Annotated in this window: 3 protein-coding genes; all 3 read right to left on the bottom strand. The window is 72.5% G+C overall.

Annotated elements, in window-relative coordinates; genetic code table 11:
• Nucleotides 1–73: 73 nt before the first annotated feature.
• Nucleotides 74–541 (bottom strand): secondary thiamine-phosphate synthase enzyme YjbQ, encoded by a 468-nt coding sequence (locus tag AX737_RS21140; RefSeq protein WP_066924667.1) that lies wholly within the window; start codon nt 539–541, stop codon nt 74–76.
• Nucleotides 538–2,238, bottom strand: a complete 1,701-nt coding sequence (locus AX737_RS21135) for a cisplatin damage response ATP-dependent DNA ligase (protein WP_066924666.1) — start codon at nt 2,236–2,238, stop codon at nt 538–540. Before AX737_RS21135 ends, AX737_RS21140 begins: the two co-directional genes overlap by 4 nt.
• A partial coding sequence (locus AX737_RS21130; protein WP_066924664.1) for a ligase-associated DNA damage response exonuclease occupies nt 2,235–3,131 on the bottom strand: 897 nt, incomplete at its 5' end. The genes AX737_RS21135 and AX737_RS21130, both read right to left, overlap by 4 nt.

Genomic DNA, 3,131 nt, shown 5'->3' with positions numbered 1-3,131 from the left:
CGGACGCTCTGACACGTCCCGGATCCCAAAGGTCGAGACCTTTGGCGGGTCCAGGGCGGAGCCCTGGAATCCCTCAGCTCCCCACGGCGCTCAGCACGACTTGCCGCCGGTGCGGGTGGTCGCGATGCTCGATCAGGTAGATCCCCTGCCACGTCCCGAGCGCCAGCCGGCCGCCCGCGACCGGGACCGTCAGCCCGGAATCGGAGAGCAGGGTGCGGATATGGGCCGGCATGTCGTCAGGACCCTCGGCGCCGTGGACGTAGCCGGCCCCGCGCGGGGCGAGGTTGTCCAGCGCGCTCATCAGGTCGGTCTGCACGTCCGGGTCGGCGTTCTCCTGGATGGTCAGCGAGGCCGAGGTGTGGCGGCAGAACACGTGGACGAGCCCGTCCCGGATGCCGCTCTGGCGGACGAAGGCGGCGACCGCCTCGGTGAAGTCGGTGAAGCCCTGGCCCGGCGTGGCGATGGTCAGGCGCGCGCCCGCCCGCCGCTCGACCGCGCCCGCCGAGAAGTCTTCGATCCCGCCGATCCGGCCCTGTCTCATCGCGTCTCCTCCAGCGTCTGGCCCGGCGCGATCTCGCGCTCGCCGCGGGCGAGGATGCGCTCCAGCACGTCGATCCGGTCGGCCTCGGCCGGAGGCTTGTCCCAGCGGATCCGGCTGACCCGGGGAAAGCGCATCGCCACGCCCGACTTATGTCGCGTCGAGCGCTGCACGCCCTCGAAGGCGATCTCGAGCACGAGCCCGGCGTCGCGGCCGTAGGCGACCTCGCGCACCGGCCCGAAGCGCTTGGTGGTGTGGTTGCGGACGTAGCGGTCGAGTTTTTGCAGTTCCGCGTCCGTGAAGCCGTGATAGCACTTGCCGACCGGCACCAGCTCGTCGCCCTCCGGCCCCTCCCGCCAGACCCCGAACGTGTAGTCCGAGTAGAAGGACGAGCGCTTTCCGTGGCCGCGCTGGGCGTACATCATCACCGCGTCCACGATGTGGGGCTCGCGCTTCCACTTCCACCAGGGCCCCTTGGGGCGGCCCGGCAGGTAGGGGCTGGAGCGCCGCTTCAGCATCACGCCCTCGATCGCGTCGGCGTCCTCCCCGGCGCCGACCGAGGCCGGGTCGGCGCGGGCCGCCGCCAGCTCCGCCCAGTTCGCGAAGGGCACCACCGGCGAGAGGTCGATGCGGGCGTGATCGAGGCGGCCCACGAAGGCTTCGAGGTGGGCGCGGCGGGTCTCGAACGGCTCGACCCGCAGGTCCGCGCCGTCCGCCGCCAGGATGTCGTAGGCGCGCACATGCGCCGGGAACTCGTCGAGCAGCTTCGGGGTGACGGCCTTCCGGTTGAGCCGCTGCTGCAGGACGTTGAAGCTCTGCACCCGGCCCTCGCGCAGGATCAGCAGCTCGCCGTCGAGGCTGCCCGTGAAGGTGATCGCCTCGGCGAGATCCGGGAACGCTCCGGTGATGTCCTCGCCGGTGCGGGAATAGACCCGGGCGACCTGGGCGCCGTCCCGGTCGCGGCCGCCGACGAGCTGGACCCGGATGCCGTCCCACTTCCACTCGCCGGAGAAATCCTCCGCGTCGAGCCGGTCGAGGTCGGCCTCCTCCTCGATCGGGTGCGAGAGCATGGGCGGCCGGAACGGGGCCGGGTTCAGGGTCTCGGGGCGCTCCCCCTTGCCCTCGACCCAGGCGAAGAGCCCGGCAAACGGCGGGGTGAGCCCGTGCCAGACCTCCTCCACCGCGTCGGCCTCGTGGCCGCCGAGCGCGCCCACCGCCGTCTTGGCCAGACGCGCCGAGACGCCGACCCGGAGGTTGCCGGTGACGAGCTTCAGCAGCGCCCAGCGCCCGGTCTCGTCGAGCGCGTCGAGCCAGTGGGCGAGGTGGGCGGGCAGGTCCTTCTTGGCCGTGGTGCCGAGCGTCTCCACCACCTCGGCCAGCGTCGGCGGGGGCGGGTTGTTGTGGCCGAGCCCTGCCTCCCCCGCATCCGGCCCCGGCCAGATCAGCGCGGTCGTCTCGGCGAGGTCGCCCACATAGTTGTGCGAGAGCCGGAACAGCACCGGATCGACCCGCTCCTCCACCAGCGCCCGGATCAGGGCGGGCTTGGCCTCGCGGAAGCTCAAGGTGTCGGTCATGGCACCCAGCGCGTAGCCGCGCTCCGGGTCCGGGGTCCGGGCGAAGTAGTCCTGCAGCAGGCGCAGCTTCGCGTTGCGGCGCGGCTCGTAGGCGAGGCGGTCGAGGAGTTCGGCGAAGGCGTTCACGCGGCGGCCTCCTCCGGGCCGGCCCCATTGTCGGGTCCAGGACCGGCTTCGGGCGCGGGCTCGGCCTCGCCGTCGTCACCGTAGCCCAGCAGGTGCAGGGGCTTGGCCCGGATGCCTTGCGTGCCGCACCAGTGCACCAGCGCATCCTCCTGCCCGTGCGTGACCCAGACCTCGCCGGCCCCGGTCTCCCGGATGGTGCGGCAGAGGTCGGGCCAGTCGGAATGGTCGGAGATCACCAGCGGCAGCTCGACGCCCTTCTGGCGCGCCCGGGCGCGCACACGCATCCAGCCCGAGGCGAAGCAGGTCACCGGATCGGGAAACTTGCGCGACCACAGGTCCTGGATCGCGGAGGGCGGGCAGAGCACGATGGCGCCGTGCAGGTCCTTGCGCTCGGCCGCCACGACCTTCGGGGTGTCGCCGAGCGGCACGCCCTCCTGCTTGTAGAGTTCGGTCAGCTTCTCCATCGCCCCGTGCAGGTGGATCGGCCGGTCCCAGCCCTCCTCCCGCAGCAGCGCCATCACCCGCTGCGCCTTGCCGAGCGCGTAGGCGCCGACGATGTGGGCGCGCTCGGGGAAGAGCCGCACGGACTCGAGCAGGCGCCGCACCTCGCCGCGCGTGTCGGGGTGGCGGAAGACCGGCAGGCCGAAGGTCGCCTCGGTGATGAAGACGTCGCAGGGCACCACCTCGAAGGGCAGGCAGGTCGGGTCCGGCGCGCGCTTGTAGTCGCCCGAGACAACCACCCGCACGCCCTCCCGCTCGATCGCGATCTGGGCCGAGCCCAGCACGTGGCCGGCCGGCGCGAACCGCACCGTGACCTCGCCGATCCGGATCGGATCGCCGAGCGCCGCCTCCTGGCGGGTGCCGCAGAACTCGGCGCCGTAGCGCACCGCCAT

It is taken from the genome of Methylobacterium sp. CCH5-D2 (genome assembly GCF_001556475.1).
Lineage (GTDB): Bacteria > Pseudomonadota > Alphaproteobacteria > Rhizobiales > Beijerinckiaceae > Methylobacterium > Methylobacterium hispanicum.
Note: the sequence above shows the minus strand (reverse complement) of the source record. Positions and strands in the feature narration are given on the sequence as shown.

Coding starts and splice junctions, on each gene's coding strand:
- AX737_RS21140 (WP_066924667.1), bottom strand. CDS start 541: ATGAGACAGGGCCGGATCGGCGGGATCGAAGACTTCTCGGCGGGCGCG.